Source organism: Novosphingobium sp. ZN18A2, assembly GCF_036784765.1.
In the GTDB taxonomy this organism is placed as follows: domain Bacteria; phylum Pseudomonadota; class Alphaproteobacteria; order Sphingomonadales; family Sphingomonadaceae; genus Novosphingobium.
This window is the reverse complement of sequence record NZ_CP136651.1, coordinates 2,520,924-2,536,651: the sequence shown is the minus strand read 5'-3', so window position 1 is coordinate 2,536,651 and position 15,728 is coordinate 2,520,924. Positions and strand designations below refer to the sequence as shown.

The window sequence follows — 15,728 nt, the reverse complement described above, 5'->3', positions numbered from 1 at the left end:
GATCACGTGATAGGATAGGGGGCAAGCCGCCTTGGCGGGCGTCAGCCGCGCGCCTTGATCATCTCGTCCACGTCGACGAACTTTTCGCGCGGGGCGCCGTCTCGGGCGCGGTCTTCCTCTGCCTTTTCGATCTGCTTCCAGTCGTCGAACGTCACCAGGTCGAGCCCGCGGCTGGCCGCCAGTTCGTCAAACCCGGCGCGACCCCGCTTGCCCGAGGGGCGCAGATCCTCGGCCATGCGTTCAACCACGTGGAAGCTGTCGGGCCGGTTCGTGCCGATTGTGCCGGAAGGCCCGCGCCGTGCCCAGCCGACACAATAGAGGCCCGGAAGGATTCGCCCCTCGTCACTTGCGAAACGGCCCGCCCGCTCGTCGAACGGCAGGCCCGCGATGGGCGACGATTGATAGCCGATGCAACTGATCACAAGGCTGCACGGAGCCTTGTATGTTTCTCCGGTGCCGACCGCGCGGCCAGCCTTAACTTCGGTGCGTTCCACTTCGACGGCCTCTACCTTGCCATCTCCCAGAATGGCGCGCGGGCTGGCGAAGAAATCGAAGTCGATCTCCACCGCCATGTCGGCATGGTGGCTTTCGGGGATGGCGGCAAAGCTGCGCAAGTGGGTAACCGATTTGCGCAGTCCCGGCTCGAGCATCGCGTCGTCGCCTTCGGGCGGCAGGTCGCGCAAGTCGACACGTGGGCTGGCCCGCTCCAGCCGCGCCAGTTCGCCCAGTTCCTTGGGTGTCATCATGATCTGGTGCGGCCCGCGGCGCCCAAGGATTACGATGCGGCGGATGCGCGACTGCTTGAGCGCATCGAAGGCATGGGCGACGATATCGCTGCCGGTAAGCTCGTCCGTGGTCTTTGCGAGTATCCGTGCCACGTCCAGCGCGACGTTCCCCATGCCGATGACAACAGCGGTGTCCCCGGTAAAGTCGGGCGCAAGTTCGGCGAATTTGGGGTGCCCGTTGTACCACCCGACGAAGGCGGCGCTTCCGAACACGTTGTTCAGGTCCGCGCCGGGTATATCCAGAACCTTGTCGTTGGGCGCGCCGGTGGCCATCACCACCGCGTCGTACAATGACTGGAGTTCGGCGATCGACACATCGCGGCCGATCGCGACATTTCCGGTGAACCGGCAATTCTCGCAACAGGCGGTCGCTTCAAAACGCCGGGCCACGCCCTTGATCGACTGGTGATCGGGGGCAACGCCGGTGCGGATCAGGCCATAGGGGACCGGCAGCATATCGAATATGTCGATGGTAACGTCGTCGCCCCACTGCTTCTGGGCAGCTTCGGCAGTATAGAAACCGGCAGGTCCGGATCCGACGATCGCAATGTGCAGCATGGGCCCTCCCGGACTAGCGGCGATGCTGCAATGCTAAAGAGGCGTGCGCAAAAGGGAAGGGTCAGGCTGTCTTGGCTGTGGAACTTTCGTCAAGGAAGTCCTGAAGCAAATCCACGAAGCGGGCCATCTGCGAGAGCATGAACAGGTGTCCGCCGCCCTTGAACATCGCCAGCTTGCTGCCCGGAATCGCCTGGTGCAGGATATTGGCGTTTACCGGCGGAACGATCTGGTCCTCGTCGTCTGCCATGACCATCGTCGGAACGTCGAGTAACGGCAGAAAGGGCAGGCTGGACCAGCCGGCGAAGGCCCCGACCTGGCATGCCCAACCCAAAGGGGTGGGCGCTCGTATCGCATTGATGGAGAAGGATTCTCCGCCGCTTCCGCCACCTGCATAAAGCATCGCCAGATTGCGCTTCAACGTTCGCTCCACCGTGTATTCCCGCGGGTCGGCCAGATGGCTAAGCATCTTGGGGTTGCCGGGCACCATTGTCGCGCCGGGGCCAGTGGCGGCAAGAACCAGGCTGCCTGTCTTGCTGCGGTGCTGGAAAGCGAATTGCTGCGCCAGTGCGCCGCCCCAGCTTATTCCCAGGACATCCGCCTTGGCGATGCGGAGCCGGTCCAGCAAGGCGGAGCAGGTGAGCGCCATGCACGCCATGGTGTAAGGAAAGATCGGATCAGGCGATCCTCCGATGCCGGGCATGTCGAAACTGATGACGCGCCTTTCGGGAAGGGCAAGCGCCAACGGCTCGACCAGTTCCATGTTGATGCCGATACCGTTGAGTAGCAGCAGGGGGCGAAACGCCGATCCAGCGTCTTGGTGCGACGCCGGACCCCATTCCCCGATGCGGATGCGGCGGCCGGTGACACCTATTGTTCGATAGTTTGGTGATGGCCGGTTCAACCGGTTGTCCCCGTGTTGCAATTGCGTGCCGGTGAATCGGCGCAGGGTGCGCCTATCATGTTCGCATGTGCGGCAAAAGCGGCAAGGCGCATTGCGGCAAGTTGCGGGGGAGGGTGTAAGGTGGGCTGACAGGGCGGCTGCAAGCGTCTAACGGCGGGGCAAGGGCGCAGGGGCGCCGTGACCTTCGCAAAGACATTCGATGACAGACCTTTCAAAGATCCGCAATTTCAGCATCATTGCCCATATCGACCATGGCAAGTCCACGCTGGCCGACCGGCTGATCCAGCTTACCGGCGGCCTGACCGAGCGCGAGATGAGCCAGCAAGTCCTTGATAACATGGACATTGAGCGTGAGCGCGGGATCACCATCAAGGCGCAGACCGTCCGGCTGAACTACACCGCGCACGATGGCGAGACCTATGAGCTGAACCTGATGGACACGCCCGGCCACGTTGACTTCGCCTATGAGGTCAGCCGCAGCCTTGCCGCGTGCGAGGGGGCGCTGCTGGTGGTTGACGCGGCGCAGGGCGTGGAGGCGCAGACGCTGGCCAACGTCTATCAGTCGATAGAGCACGATCACGAGATCGTTCCCGTCATCAACAAGATCGATCTTCCCGCGGCCGAGCCCGAAAAGGTCAAGGCCGAGATCGAGGATATCATCGGCCTTGACGCCAGCGAAGCGGTGCTGACCAGCGCGAAATCGGGCATCGGCATCGAAGACGTGCTGGAAGCCGTGGTAAAGCGCATCCCCCCGCCCCAAGGCGACCGCGCCGCGCCGCTGAAGGCGCTGCTGGTCGATTCCTGGTACGATCCCTATCTGGGCGTCGTCATCCTTGTGCGCGTGATCGACGGGGCGATCAAAAAGGGCCTGCAGGTCAAGTTCATGCAGGGCGGCACCGAACACCTGATTGACCGCGTGGGCTGCTTCACCCCCAAGCGCACCGACCTGCCCGAGCTTGGGCCGGGCGAGATCGGCTTTATCACCGCGCAGATAAAGGAAGTTGAGCAGGCCCGCGTGGGCGACACCATCACCACCGTGAAGAACGGCGCGACCAAGGCGCTGCCCGGTTACAAGGACGTGCAGTCCGTGGTGTTCTGCGGGCTGTTCCCGGTGGACGCGGCCGATTTCGAAAAGCTGCGCGAATCCATCGGCAAGCTGCGGCTCAACGATGCCAGCTTCAGTTACGAGATGGAGACGAGCGCGGCGCTGGGCTTTGGCTTCCGCTGCGGCTTCCTGGGCCTGCTGCACCTGGAAATCATCCAGGAACGGCTGAGCCGCGAATACGATCTTGACCTGATCACCACCGCGCCATCGGTTGTCTATCGCATCCAGCTGCGCGCCAGCAAGAACGACGACGCGCGCGAAATCCTGCTGCACAACCCGGCCGACTATCCCGATCCCAGCCGGATCGAGACGATCGAGGAACCGTGGATCAAGGCCACGATCTATACGCCCGACGAATACCTGGGCGCGATCCTGAAGCTGTGCCAGGACCGGCGCGGCATCCAGCGCGAACTGACATACGTGGGCGGCCGCGCGCAGGTGACATACGAGCTGCCGCTGAACGAAGTGGTGTTCGATTTCTATGACCGGCTGAAATCCATCAGCCGCGGCTATGCCAGCTTCGACTATGAACAGATCGGCCTGCGTGAGGGCGATCTGGTGAAGATGAACATCCTTGTGAACGGTGAGCCGGTGGACGCGCTATCGCTGATCGTCCACCGCAGCGTTGCCGAAGAGCGCGGACGCGGCATGTGCGAACGGCTGAAAGACCTGATCCCGCGCCACCTGTTCAAGATCCCCATCCAGGCCGCGATCGGCGGCAAGGTGATCGCCCGCGAAACCATCGCCGCGCTGCGCAAGGACGTGACCGCCAAGTGCTATGGCGGCGACATCACGCGCAAGAAGAAGCTGCTGGAGAAGCAGAAAAAGGGCAAGGCGCGGATGCGCGAATATGGCAACGTGTCGATCCCGCAGGAGGCGTTTATCGCGGCTTTGAGGATGGGTGAAGAGTGAACAAAACCGGGCATTCAATCGACAAGACCTACAACTTGCAGGGAGCGCCTAAGCCTGCAACGAAGCGTTTCGCTGATCTCGACGGTCCCGATTTCTATCCAACTCCACCATGGGCAACTTTCGCACTAGTGGACAATGAGAAGTTTGACGGAGAAATTTGGGAACCTGCATGCGGCGATGGGACGATGGCTCGGGTAATTGAGGCAGCTGGCCATCGTGTCAGGGCAACAGACCTTTATGATCGAGGATTTGGTACTACGGGCATAGATTTTTTGAAAACAGATGTGGAAGTCGATAATATAATAACCAATCCGCCTTTCAACGCGGCCGAAGGGTTTGTGGCTAAATCGCTCCAATTAACACGGCGGAAATTTGCCTTGTTGCTTCGTCTAGCCTTTTTGGAAGGAGCAAATCGGCAAAAGACGATTTTTTTAAAAACTCCGCCGACGCGAGTGTGGGTATTCAGCGAACGGATTACATTTTACCCAGCAAATGCTGAAAAGAGAGGTTCTGGCACAACGGCGTACGCATGGTTTGTTTGGGACAAAGAGAGTATAGGCTCAACAGAACTAAAATGGATTCCGCTAGGGTATAAAGCCCGCTACGATCATGAGAATAGAAACCCTACGCTTTTTAGATAATTAATTCCCGCTTTGGTCACTCTAATGCCCTCATTTGTTCGAGTGGCAAAGCCGCGTGCAAAAATACTTTTTGAAGTTCCGGAGTGAGATATAACGTTTCCGACAATTTGCTGCCAAAGCTTCTCTCGAGGACGACTTTTTGACTGTTCCAAATCCTTCTCGGTGAGAGGGACAATTTCTGGAATTCTATTTTTGATATAAGTTGTCGTAGCCTCAAAATTTTTGCATTCCGCTGCTATTTTTAAGGCAAGAAGGCGAGCTTCAGATTCACGCAGTCTATCTTCGGCCCTGCGTGGCAACTTCCCGAATTCGAAGTCTTCTCCGCGGCGCCACGCTACTCCGGTTTCGGGAACTTCAAGGCCGGTGAGCACCACATCTACGGCCTCCGCGATTTCTTCGTTGGCGCGAGTCTCGATGGGAAGGTAAATGGTGACCGTTGATTCCGGATGGCCATCGTAATGCCTAAGGTCAAAAGAAATTTGATTTCCGATTGTAAACGATGCGCCATGAAATTGGTCCAATTCATCCTCGCAACGTTCGGGGTCAAGGGCAAAGCAATATATTGTCCGCCACAAGATGGCTTGAGGGATTACGTCCTCAAGGCAAGGGATCGGCTGCCGATGGACAGCTTGTTCATTCTTTTTCATGGCTGCTTATTCACGACATCTGCCGGAATGCACGCATAGATTTCGCCTGCTGAATCTCTTCGCTCCTCTACCCCAAGGGTGATGCCAAGGTACCATCTCGCTTCTATGGGGCAAGAACCAGGGTGAATGGATATGTCGGTGGTGAACTCTACACCTCTGCAAGCTGGCAGCATACCAGGATACGCTTGCACGGTTGGGACCATGCCGCCGTTTTTAGGTGTCGCTCCCCAAACCTCAGAAGATTGCGTCTGCTTGACGGCGACTTTATGCGTCTGAGTAGGGCTTTCTTTGCGATGGAAAGGACCGAATTTTCGCATATTCAGTTTGCCACTCCAATCTACTTGCTATTGCTTTGATCAAGCCTTGTGTTGAATGTCATTGTCAAGAAAAACTAGCAATATTAGGGTTGTGTTGGTTGTTTTGCGGTGCATCCGCTAGGAATTGAACGAAAGCGATCAAATGGTCTTCGGCGTTTTCATGCATAAGGATGGGTCGATCTACGACGACATTCCCGAAGTGCGCTACCAGTTCCCGAAGATCTACCTCAGCCGCGCCAAGCAAATGGTCGGCGATTGGATCGTGTATCGCGAGCCGGTGAAGGTCCCACAGTCCAAAGGCTTCTTCGCCGTGGCGAAGGTTGAGCAGATCATCCCCGATCCTGACAAGTCGGATCACTTCCGCGCCTCGATCGAAGATGGCAGTTATCTGCCGTTCTCACCAACTGTCCCGCATGTGGTGGATGGTGAACCTGTCGAACGGGATTTGGCCAATCAGCAAGCTGCGGTGCGTCCGCTGTCGAACTCTGATTTCGCGCGCATAATCGCGCTGGGACTGCCCGAAGATGACACGCTGCCGCGCACCGGCGAACTTGAACCGTTTGACCGATTGCATGACGAGCGTGTGCCTTTCGAAATCGAGCGCCCCATTGTTCAATCGCTCGTCAGCCGTCCGTTCAGAGACCGCGCGTTTCGGCGCGCTGTGCTCAATGCTTATGACAAGCGGTGTGCGGTAACTGGCTGGAAGCTCATCAACGGTGGCGGCAGAGCAGAAGCCGAAGCAGCGCACATCCGTCCGGTCGAGCAGGGCGGGCCGGACAGCGTCCGAAATGGCCTCGCCTTGTCCGGCACGGCGCATTGGATGTTCGATCGCGGGCTCATCAGCCTGTCGGATAACCTCGATATTCTGATCTCGCGGCAGGTCAACGACCGGCCCAGTGTCGAAGCGATGATAAATCGCTCGGGCAAAGCCCTCGCGCCTACGCGCGAAGCGGAACGCCCGCATCCGCAGTTTCTGGCGTGGCATCGCGAAAACTGTTTCAAGGACTAGCTTGCTCCACGTCCCCGCGATCCCTCATCGCCGGCATCCCCACGCTCATTCCCCATCTTCCCCACCTTCATCGCCATCCGCTCCGCCCGCATCGGGCGCGGGGAGGGCGGGGCGTTCTTCGGCTTCTATGCGGCAGAACGCGTCATAGGCGGCGCGGGTGCGCGGGGACATGGCGGAAAGCCAGTCGGCGCGCATCGCGTCCAGCCTGGCGTCGATCTCGTCGGTGGTGGCCTCATCTTCCTCGCGCGCGCGCTCGTCCTGTTCGGCCTGCCATTCCTTGCGCCACTTGCGCTTCAGCCGCGAAAGCTCTGTCGCGTGCGGGCTGCCCATGCTGCCGCTGGTGGGGCGGGCGTCCGCCGCAAAGCGGGCGGGGGCGCGGTTGCGCAGCATGAACATCAGCAGCCGGTCGTTATGCACCACGCGGTTGCCCACCAGCTTGCCATAGGAATAGACCGGCACTTCCACGCCATGAAGCGCCCGCTGCATGGCGATGTCTTCCAGTTGCATCACGCCCAGCGCCAGCGCGGCCTCCCACGCCTTGCGAAAGCTTTTCCCCTGCGGGTGGCGGCGCAGCAGGTAAGCGCCTTCGGGCGTCATGTTCACCGCGTGCGCGGCGGCCTTCACGCTGCCGGTATCGGCCAGCGCCTCTATAAAGCCGCGCTGGCGTTCGGGCGTCCAGCCGTCATGCCGCTTGCACTGGCGCGGGACGGGGGTGAAATCGGGCAGGGTGCCCTTGGCCGCGGGCTTGCGGCGCTTGTCGATCGTCATGGCCGGGGCTCCATGATAGACGGGGAAGGGCCGGGGAGCCTGCACCGAAGCGGGGCGTGTAGGACAGCGATTTCCGGATGTGCGATTTCTCGGTATGGACGCGATTTACACAAACGTGTAAACGCTGACGAAAGGCCGGCGCGCAGTGGATTCGCCCGGCCACGGGAGAAGGACGAACGCGCATGGCCACCCAGCTTGAACCCCGCGACGTGGAAGAAACCGCCCGCCAGGCGCCGGCGCTGATCCGCTATCTGGGGCCGGACGATTATGTAACGCGCCGCTATGTGAAGCAGGGCGCGGAAATGAACACGGGCGACTATTTCGATTATGAAATGGTGGTGCGTGACGGGATGCCGATCCGCGATCACTTCACGCTGGATACCCACGGCTTCATGATCGCGCGGCACGAAAGCGCGGTGACCGATTTCAACGACAAGGCAGACGTGGACGCGAAATACCTCGCCGAAACGGAAGCGGCGGTGAAGGCGCTTACCGGCGCATCGTGCGTGTCGGCGCAGGGGTGGATGATCCGCACCTCGGCCGATCTTTCGCAGCGGGCGGGGGAAAAGACGGAGAATTACCAGCACTCCGGCGGAATCCAGCCCCCGGCGGGCGAGGCGCACGTCGATTACAACGTGATCACCGGAAAGCGCGCGGCAGAGCGGATCTATGCCGATGCCTTTCCGCAGGGGCCGGGATACAGCCGCTATATCTGCTTTTCGTTCTGGCGCACCTTCTCGCCCGGCCCGCAGGACTGGCCGCTGGCCGTGTGCGACGGGCGCAGCGTGAAGGAAGGGACAGAGGCGAGCAATACGCTGTTCGTGGTGGACGAATTCCCCGAAGGCGATGCGCTCACCGCGCCGGTGGAGGGAGAGGACCAGATGATCGCGGCATCGATCTTCCGGCACGATCCCGCGCACCGCTGGTGGTATTTCTCGAACATGGACGCGGGCGACGCGCTGCTGTTCAAGTTCCAGGACAGCGACCATTCGGTAACCTGGCGCTGCCCGCACACCGCGTTCCACGATACCAGCCTGCCCGATACCAGGACGCGCCACTCCATCGAAGTGCGCTGCATCGCATTCTTCGAATAAGGCGGCCGCGATCCGGGGAGTGCGCCGCCGCGCGGGTTGACGGCGCGCGCCTTAACGGACAGGCAGGCGGGCGATGATCGACCCGCTCGTCTTCCGCGAAGTGCTTGGCTGCTATCCCACCGGCGTGTGCGTGATCACCGCGTCGGACGAGGCGGGGAACCGCTTTGGCCTGGTGGTGGGCACGTTCACCTCGATCTCGCTCGATCCGCCGCTGGTGGGCTTCTTCCCCGACAAGGGATCGGGCAGCTGGCCGCTGATAGAGGCGACCGGGCGCTTTTGCGTGAACGTGCTGGGATCGAACCAGCTGGAACTGTGCCGCCGCTTCGCCGCGCGGGGAGAGGACAAGTTCGCTGAGCTGGCGCATGGGCACAGCCCCTCGGGCATGCCGCTGCTGGAAGACGCGCTCGCCTGGGTGGACTGCACGATAGAGCGCGTGGTCGAGGTCGGCGATCACTACCTGGCGGTGGGCGCGGTGGAAGCGCTGGGCAAGGGCGCGGCGGGAACCCCGCTGACCTTCTTCCGCGGCGCCTATCACGACCTGGCCTGCATCACCGGCGATTGACCGGCGCTAGAGCGCTGCGCGCGCCGCCGGTCCGCCGCATTCCCACACCGAAATCCGGCCCGAACAGGCGCGTTAGTGTCGGTTAGGTTTACAACCTACCGATGCGTTAACCATCATAATGGTTGGATTTCCGCGTTTGGCACACCGTTTGCTTATCTGATCGGTAACCAAAAGGTTAGCGACAGGACGTAGGGGAACGACGTGAACAGCAAGCTTGTATATGGCCTGGCGGCATTGTCCGCGGTGGCATTTTCGTCTCCGGCCTATGCCGATGCGATCACGCTCGGCTCGGGCGACATCGGTTCGAGCTTCACGCTGAACTATGACGGGTATTCGAGCGGGACGACCATCGACGGGCTGACCGGGGCGACCACGTTCACGCTTACCGGCATTTCGGGCAACGATTACACGTTCGATTACAGCGTATCGAACACCAGCTCGGACCCGGTGACGGCGTCGCGCCTGTCCGGCTTCGCGTTCAACACCGATCCGAACATCACCGGCGCCACAAGCACCGGCGCGTTCAGCTATACCACGACGGGCAAGAACTATCCCAACGGCATCGGCACTGTCGACGTCTGCTTCAAGGACGCGAACACCGGCAGCTGCTCGGGCGGCGGCAGCGGCGGGCTGGACCTGGGCACCACCGGCACGGGATCGTTCACGCTCAGCTTCTCGCAGCCGGTTTCCTCGCTGACGCTCAGCGATTTCTATGTGCGCTACCAGTCGATCTCGGGCGTTCCGGGCATCTCCTCGGCCAGCGGCTCGGGCACGATCACCTCGTCGTCGAGCGGCGGCACCCCGGTTCCCGAACCGGGCATGCTGACGCTGTTCGCGCTGGGTGTGCTGGGGCTTTATTTCGGACGCAAGCGGCTGCTTCCGCTGCGCCAGGAGCTTCGCCCGGCCTACGCCTGACGCGGCCAGATCCTGTCGGTTCACGCAAGAAGGGGGTCAGCAATGGCCCCCTTTTTCGCGCCGAGGTGGGTGTTGACCGAAAGGCGGGACAGCAGGCGCAGACCGGACCCCGGCCGATTGCCATCACGGTTTTGCGCCTTTGCCGGGATGGCGAGTGGAGGACGGGGCGACTTTGCCTGAAATGGTCCGAAAGAGGACGTTCTGGAGACGACGCAATTGCGGACGTTGCGAATTTGCCCGCCCCCAACCCCTCCCGCAAGCGGGAGGGGGGAGCGAGATTTGCGCCGCCGAAGGCCGTGCCAATCGCAGCCGAGCGGTCAGGCGTCCGCTTGCACCGCGGCCAGATGCCTTGCGATCGTCTCGTTCTTCGGGGCCTTGGCGGCCGCCTTGCGCAGCAGGGCCAGCGCCTTCGATTTGTCCGAGCCCGTCTCGAACATGAGCCACGCGGCCGTATCCATGACCGATGCGTTGCCGGGTGCGTATTGCAGCGCCTTCGTCGCGTTGCGCAGCGCGTCCGCCTTGTTGCCCAGCTGGCTCTGCGCGAAGGCCAGGTTGTTCAGAACAAGCGGATTCTTGCCGTCGGTTGCGGCAAGGATGCGTTCGTAGATCGCGGCCGCGTTGCCCCAGTTGCCCGCTTTCAGCGCGGTATCGGCGCTCGCCATCGCGGCGCCCAGCGCTTGCGGGTTGGGGAAGGTGGCGCTCTTCGCCATCGCGTCGGCATCGGGAAGCCCGGCCGCCTTTGCCGCCTGCGCATAAAGCCGCTTGTCCGCGGCGGAGGCGGTGGCCGCCTTTGCCAGTGGGGCGAGCGTTTCGGCGGCAGCCTTCGTATCGCCGAGTTTCATCTGGATTCCGGCCAGCAGGCGGCGCGCGGGCGCGTTATCGGGCGAACCGTTCACCAGCGGAACAAGATGCGCGCGCGCCTGTTCGGTCTGCCCCACGTGGTCCAGCGCTTCGGCATAGAGCAGGGTCGCTTCCGGCCTGCCCCTGATCGACGCTTCGTTCGCCTGCAGGATCTTGCGCGCCGATTTCCAGTCGTTGCGCGCGGCAGCCAGCCTCGCCTGGAGATAGGCGAGCTTGCCGTCGCTGCCGATCATGCCCCTTGCGCCGTCCAGCGTCTTTTTCATGTCCGCCGTGCGGCCCAGGTCGCCCAGTGCGGCGGCCTTTCCGGCGATGGCCGCAAGGCTGCCGGGATAGGCCGATTGCGCCTTGCTATAGGCTGACAGCGCCTTTGCCAGGTCGCCTTCGGCGGTTGCCACTTCGCCGTCCACCAGCAGCGCGTCTATCGATTGCGGATCGGCGTGCAGCGCCTTGTTTACCAGCGTCCGCGCCTTCGCGGTGTCTCCGTTCTTCAGCGTGAACAGCGCATAGTCCGAAAGGAAGCGGGGATCGTTCGGCCCGGATTGCGCGCCCTTCGCGAATGCCTGCGCGGCGCCTTCGCGATCGTCCTTCGCCAGGTAGGCGAGGGCGCGGATGCGTTCGGCCTCGGCGCCGTTTGCGTCGCGAACGGCCTTCAGCGCCTCGTCCGGCTGGTTCCGCAACAGTGCGGCTTCGCCCAGAAGCAGCGCATAGTCGGCGGGGTGGCCGGATGCGGGAATGTTTTCCAGCGCGGTCCGGGCGCCGTCTCCGTCTCCCATGGCCAGCACCGTGCGGGCAAGCAGGACCTTTGCCTGAAGCGGTGCGTCCTGTTCCTGCGCCAGATCGACAAGGTCCAGCTTGGCATCCAGGTACTTGTGCGCCTTGTAGGCCGCGTTGGCCCTGTCCAACTGCTCGCCGGGGCTGAGCCCGCATCCGGCAAGGGCCAGCGCAAGGGAGAGAGTAAGCGTATTCTTCACTTGTACCTCGGTGCTTCGCGAAAGCGGCAATCGGGTGCTTCTTGCACAAAGGGATTAAGATTCGGTGGGATCGGGCCGCCTGCCCGTTGCTTTTGTTCGCACGTGGCGCGCCATTGCCGCGTTCGATGAAACGGCAATGATGGCGTTCTTGCGATCGGACCCGCGCCGCCGACCGTTGTCTTCATTCCGGAGCGAAAAAATACCGTAAAGTCCTTGAAACTTGACCGCAGTCAAAGTCATTTCCGTGGAGCGTGCAAGAAAGAGCACTCGGCGGTTGGAAACCGGCTGTTCGCAGTCTTCCATCTGGCGAATTCTCCCCGACTTGGGCGGTCGCATTGGCGTGCCGCCCATTTTTTTGGTCTCTTTTCGCGCGCGTTTCGATTGCCGATGGCCCACTCCGGTGATAATTGCGGCAATCATGTCGTCTTGCGAAACATGCGTCGTGCGTAACCGGGCCATCTGCTCGGCGCTCGACACACAGGAAATCAACACGCTGAACCAGCTGGGCCGCCGCCGCGCGGTTTCGGCCGGGGAACCGTTGATCTGGGAAGATGACGATTCGCTTCTCGTCGCGAACGTGATCGAAGGCGTCCTGAAGCTGACGACCAGTACGGAGGACGGGCGCGAACAAATCGTGGGCGTCGCCTATCCCTCGGACTTCATCGGGCGGCCCTTTGGCCAGACCACCAAGGCCAGCGTCGTGGCGCTGACCGATGCGCGCGTCTGCGTGTTTGCGCGCAGCGATTTCGATCGCTTCGCGAAAGACCATCCCGAACTTGAACACAAGTTGCTGGAACGCACGCTGGCGGAACTGGACCGCACGCGCAGCTGGATGATGCTGCTGGGCCGCAAGACGGCAGCGGAAAAGATCGCCACGTTCCTGCTGGAAATGTCGGACCGGCTGGCGGAACCCGGCTGCATCCCGCTGGGGCCGCGCAGGCGCTTTACCCTGCCGTTCTCCCGCCAGCAGGTGGCAGACGTGCTGGGCCTGACGATCGAGACCGTAAGCCGCCAGTTCACGCGGCTGAAGAACGAAGGCGTGATTGACCTGCCTTCGCGCCGCGACGTGGAAATCCTGAACCACGGCGCGCTGGTCGATCAGGCGGGCTGACCGCGCAGTCTTACTCCGCCGCCATCAGGTTTGCCTGCAACTGCTGGTAAACGCCAAGCCTGTCCGTGATCTGCCAGTGGCCGGTCAGCCGGTCGTCCCGGTCGAAGCCATAAACGGTGGCGCCCGACATACGGATCGTCCTGCCCGTGGCGGGAAAACCGGGAATGTCGCCGCTGTGCGTGGCGGACCATAGCCAGGTCATCACCACGCTGTCGCCGTCGGCGAACATCGCCTGTGTGTGAAAGCGCTGGTCCGGGAAGGCGGCGCGCGATTTCACCAGCCGGTCCCTGAAGCCCGCCCGGTCAAGCGTCTGCCCGTGCCACGGATCGCCGGGATCGTGATGGATCGTATAGGTTTCAGCGATGAAGCGGTCTGCGGCGTCGGCATCGCCTTCGTCCCAGATCGCGCGGATGAATTCGGCAAGGCGCTGCTTGCGCGGGTGCGGCGTGGTCATGCTGTGTCCTTCGGTGTTGTCGCCCCGGCCAGTTTCAGTGCGTGGGCGCGGATGTCTTCGGGCCAATCGGCCATGCGATGCGCGAATGCGTCGTCGTCACCGGCAAAAAGGGCGCGGATCGCCTCTTCGTAGCCGGGCAGGTCGCCCGCCAGCGCGGACAGGAAGCGATAGGCGGCTTCGCGCGCGGCCCGGGCGCGGGTGTGCCAGCCATCGGCGCGGCGCGCGTGCTCGACCAGGCGGCGCAGCGCCTGCGAAGCGCCGCCGGGCTGGGCGGAGAGCCATTCCCAGTGACGTGGCAACAGCGTGACCTCGCGCGCGACGACGCCCAGTTTCGGCCGCCCGCGCCCGCGCGGAGCGGATGACGAGGTGGGCGGCGGACTTGGGGACGATGCGGGCGAGGGGCGGCGGGCGGTGCTGGCGGCAAGCGCCACAAGCTCCGCGTGTTCGGCAAGGCGGGTGACGATGTCGGCGGTCGTCCCGCGCAGGTCGAGGTCGATCACAGCGCCGGTCGCATCGTCGAAAGTGAGCACCGGCCCGTCTGCTTCGCCTTCCGCCTTGATGGCGAGCGCAACGTCCGCCAGCGATCCGCTGGCGATGCGCCGCGTGCCGGCAAAGGCGGTGCAGGGTCTGGACAGGGTATCGGTCATGGACGGTCCTTTGTTCGCGGAGTTTTATATCCGGATAAAAATGTGTGAGTCAATATTATCCGGATAATATTGTGCGGCGCGCCTCGTCGCGCTATCGCGCCCGAAACCGGAAGGAACGATTCGATGAAGCAGGAAGACCGCAAGGCGGCCGTGCGCGGTTACAAGGAACGCGAGGTGGAAGCCGGCATCTATGCGGTGCGCTGCGCGCCGTCCGCGCAGGTGTGGGTGGGCAGCGCGCCAGACCTTTCCACGATCCGCAACCGCATCTGGTTCACGCTGCGGCAGGGGCGCAACACGCACCGCGCGCTGCAACAGGCGTGGAACGAACACGGGGAGGGCGCCTTCGCGTTCGAAATCCTGGAGCGGCTTGGCGAAGAGGACAGCGGCCTCGCGCGCGAGCGGGTGTTGAAATCCTTGCGCCTCGACTGGACCGAAAGGCTTGGCGCGCTGCGGCTTTAGGCGGCGGAGGAAGCGGCGGACAAAAAAGGGCCGTTCCGCTGTCTGAGCGAAACGGCCCCTTGATGCCTGACTCCGGGTTCATCGGATCAGGGTGGAGACGGGCCTGCCGGCGGTGATCCCAGAACCTCCGGCCGACCCGCCCCCGGTTCCCTTCGCCGCTCCCCCCGTGCCGGGCGGGGATAGGCGAAGGAAGCCTGCGGATCAGAAGCGATAGGCGATGCCCGCGCTCAGCACCCAGGGATCGAGCTGGTGCTTGGTCCTGAGCAACAGGCTGCCCGATGCGTCGTAGAAGCTGGCGGTGGGCTTCACGAAATACTTCTTGGCATCGAGGCTGAGGCCCAGGCCGTTCTGGTTGAGCGGCACGTCAACGCCGCCCTGCAGCGCGACGCCGAAGCTGTTCGACATCTTCACGCGCGTGGCGCCCAGCGCGGCGGTGGCACCCGAACCGGGGCGTTCGTCGAACACGAAGAACACCGTCGGGCCGACGCCGACATAGGGCTTAATCGGACCCGCGTTGAGGTGATACTTCAGCGTCAGCGTGGCAGGCAGGATCATCACGTGATCCACCAGGCGCGCGCCTGCAAGATCGCCCGTGCCATTTACGTGGTGCGTGGTAAGGCAGCAGATCGTTTCGATCGAAACGTTGGGCGTGGCGAAATATTCGATCGCGACGGTCGGGACATAGTTGTCGTTGGCCTTCGTATCGAACGTCAGGCCCGAAACCGCAGTGGCGATATCGGGACGGATTTCCTGGATCTTGTCGATCTTGCCATCGGGCAGGACCGCGGTGCCCATCACCTTGACCTGAAGCTTGCCGTCCGGCGAGCCGGCCATGGCGGGCAGCGGGGTAAGGCAGGCGGCGCAAAGCGCGGCGGCGATCAGCTTTTTCATTGCATTCATCCTGCACCAGGAGTGGCCCGCCCCTCGCGGACCCGTGTCGAATGTGTTGGCCCCTGGCTTGGCTCGCCATTTGCACCCGTGCGAATCGGTTCACATTGACGAAGCGCAAAA

The 15,728-nt window shown here is 62.5% G+C and carries 17 protein-coding genes; 8 read left to right on the top strand and 9 right to left on the bottom strand.

Annotated features, from left to right (window positions below; genetic code table 11):
* Positions 1-41 precede the first annotated feature (41 nt).
* On the bottom strand, positions 42-1,343 hold the full coding sequence (locus RXV95_RS12090; protein WP_338466298.1) for an FAD-dependent oxidoreductase: 1,302 nt from the start codon (positions 1,341-1,343) through the stop codon (positions 42-44).
* 61 nt (positions 1,344-1,404) lie between these two features.
* Positions 1,405-2,244 carry an alpha/beta fold hydrolase gene (locus RXV95_RS12085; RefSeq protein ID WP_338466297.1) on the bottom strand — a complete coding sequence of 280 codons (840 nt, stop codon included), beginning with the start codon at positions 2,242-2,244 and terminating at the stop codon, positions 1,405-1,407.
* A 199-nt stretch (positions 2,245-2,443) separates the two neighbouring features.
* Between RXV95_RS12085 and lepA the strand changes: the two genes are divergently transcribed.
* Together lepA and RXV95_RS12075 are read left to right on the top strand one after the other, a co-directional pair.
* Positions 2,444-4,261, top strand: coding sequence for a translation elongation factor 4 (gene lepA / locus RXV95_RS12080; RefSeq protein WP_338466296.1), 1,818 nt, complete (start codon positions 2,444-2,446; stop codon positions 4,259-4,261).
* Positions 4,258-4,902 (top strand): hypothetical protein, encoded by a 645-nt coding sequence (locus RXV95_RS12075; protein ID WP_338466295.1) that lies wholly within the window; start codon positions 4,258-4,260, stop codon positions 4,900-4,902. The genes lepA and RXV95_RS12075 overlap by 4 nt, the downstream gene beginning before the upstream one ends.
* On the opposite strand, the gene RXV95_RS12070 is transcribed toward RXV95_RS12075, so the two are convergent.
* Entirely contained in the window at positions 4,869-5,549 is a 681-nt protein-coding gene (locus RXV95_RS12070) for a hypothetical protein (RefSeq protein ID WP_338466294.1), read from the bottom strand. The two genes, RXV95_RS12075 and RXV95_RS12070, sit on opposite strands and share 34 nt — an antisense overlap.
* Positions 5,550-5,990: 441 nt before the next feature.
* On the opposite strand from RXV95_RS12070, the gene RXV95_RS12065 reads away from it, so the two are divergent.
* Positions 5,991-6,875: an HNH endonuclease gene (locus tag RXV95_RS12065; RefSeq protein ID WP_338466293.1), complete on the top strand. Its 885-nt coding sequence runs from the start codon at positions 5,991-5,993 to the stop codon at positions 6,873-6,875.
* A 45-nt stretch (positions 6,876-6,920) separates the two neighbouring features.
* On the opposite strand, the gene RXV95_RS12060 is transcribed toward RXV95_RS12065, so the two are convergent.
* Positions 6,921-7,643 (bottom strand): hypothetical protein, encoded by a 723-nt coding sequence (locus RXV95_RS12060; RefSeq protein ID WP_338466292.1) that lies wholly within the window; start codon positions 7,641-7,643, stop codon positions 6,921-6,923.
* Between the two features lie 182 nt (positions 7,644-7,825).
* Between RXV95_RS12060 and RXV95_RS12055 the strand changes: the two genes are divergently transcribed.
* From RXV95_RS12055 to RXV95_RS12045, 3 genes are all read left to right on the top strand, one after another.
* On the top strand, positions 7,826-8,737 hold the full coding sequence (locus RXV95_RS12055) for a CmcJ/NvfI family oxidoreductase (protein WP_338466291.1): 912 nt from the start codon (positions 7,826-7,828) through the stop codon (positions 8,735-8,737).
* Between the two features lie 73 nt (positions 8,738-8,810).
* A complete protein-coding gene (locus RXV95_RS12050; protein ID WP_338466290.1) occupies positions 8,811-9,299 on the top strand; it encodes a flavin reductase family protein in 489 nt (162 codons plus the stop codon).
* Between the two features lie 201 nt (positions 9,300-9,500).
* A complete protein-coding gene (locus RXV95_RS12045; RefSeq protein WP_338466289.1) occupies positions 9,501-10,214 on the top strand; it encodes a cistern family PEP-CTERM protein in 714 nt (237 codons plus the stop codon).
* Between the two features lie 317 nt (positions 10,215-10,531).
* Here the strand turns inward: RXV95_RS12045 and RXV95_RS12040 are convergent, their stop codons facing one another.
* Positions 10,532-12,046: a tetratricopeptide repeat protein gene (locus tag RXV95_RS12040; RefSeq protein ID WP_338466288.1), complete on the bottom strand. Its 1,515-nt coding sequence runs from the start codon at positions 12,044-12,046 to the stop codon at positions 10,532-10,534.
* A 54-nt stretch (positions 12,047-12,100) separates the two neighbouring features.
* Positions 12,101-12,466, bottom strand: coding sequence for a hypothetical protein (locus tag RXV95_RS12035; protein WP_338466287.1), 366 nt, complete (start codon positions 12,464-12,466; stop codon positions 12,101-12,103).
* Here RXV95_RS12035 and RXV95_RS12030 point away from each other — a divergent pair.
* Positions 12,465-13,157, top strand: coding sequence for a Crp/Fnr family transcriptional regulator (locus tag RXV95_RS12030; protein ID WP_338466286.1), 693 nt, complete (start codon positions 12,465-12,467; stop codon positions 13,155-13,157). The genes RXV95_RS12035 and RXV95_RS12030 overlap by 2 nt on opposite strands.
* A gap of 10 nt (positions 13,158-13,167) precedes the next feature.
* On the opposite strand, the gene RXV95_RS12025 is transcribed toward RXV95_RS12030, so the two are convergent.
* Positions 13,168-13,611, bottom strand: a complete 444-nt coding sequence (locus RXV95_RS12025; protein WP_338466285.1) for an ester cyclase — start codon at positions 13,609-13,611, stop codon at positions 13,168-13,170.
* Positions 13,608-14,258: a DUF2239 family protein gene (locus RXV95_RS12020; RefSeq protein WP_338466284.1), complete on the bottom strand. Its 651-nt coding sequence runs from the start codon at positions 14,256-14,258 to the stop codon at positions 13,608-13,610. The genes RXV95_RS12025 and RXV95_RS12020 overlap by 4 nt, the downstream gene beginning before the upstream one ends.
* Before the next feature lie 123 nt (positions 14,259-14,381).
* On the opposite strand from RXV95_RS12020, the gene RXV95_RS12015 reads away from it, so the two are divergent.
* Complete coding sequence (locus RXV95_RS12015) at positions 14,382-14,717, top strand: GIY-YIG nuclease family protein (RefSeq protein WP_338466283.1); 336 nt, start codon at positions 14,382-14,384, stop codon at positions 14,715-14,717.
* Between the two features lie 201 nt (positions 14,718-14,918).
* On the opposite strand, the gene RXV95_RS12010 is transcribed toward RXV95_RS12015, so the two are convergent.
* Positions 14,919-15,608: an OmpW family outer membrane protein gene (locus RXV95_RS12010; RefSeq protein WP_338466282.1), complete on the bottom strand. Its 690-nt coding sequence runs from the start codon at positions 15,606-15,608 to the stop codon at positions 14,919-14,921.
* Positions 15,609-15,728: the final 120 nt, after the last annotated feature.